At 63.8% G+C, this 426-nt stretch carries 1 protein-coding gene; it reads left to right on the forward strand.

The features are described from left to right. Nucleotides 1–147: 147 nt before the first annotated feature. A partial coding sequence (locus QCE58_RS34040) for a DUF2866 domain-containing protein (protein ID WP_309781277.1) occupies nucleotides 148–426 on the forward strand: 279 nt, incomplete at its 3' end.

A 426-nucleotide genomic window follows, 5' to 3' on the forward strand; every position in this document is an offset into this window, starting at 1 on the left:
TTCGTCACGCAGTTTCCTCGCGAATCTCCACGACTTCTCCACTTTTTCTCCATGCTGGATGCGGCATTGATCGCTAACGTCGCTGGCAATCTCAAGGGATAACCACGGAGTTACGCCATGCCACGCACCGAACGAAAGGAGGCCGATATGAAGCGCCCGTCCTGGCCCGGACGAAGTTCCGCCGATGTAGCGCAGATCGCCGACGAACCCGCGACGAAACTGCGCGGCTGCCGCCTTTCGGCGCCGATCGTGCAGCCGTGGGGCGCGTCCTGCCGTGTCGTCGAATGGATCAACTTTCGCGGCGAACGCTCGTTCATCGCGGTGCACGTGAGCGCGACGGAACCGGAAATCCGCGAGCGCATGCGCCTGCACGCCAACGGCGAACGTCACGTCGCGCTCGATGCGGCCGCGCTCGGCCGTCCGAAG

The organism is Caballeronia sp. LZ028 (assembly GCF_031451415.1).
Lineage (GTDB): Bacteria > Pseudomonadota > Gammaproteobacteria > Burkholderiales > Burkholderiaceae > Caballeronia > Caballeronia zhejiangensis.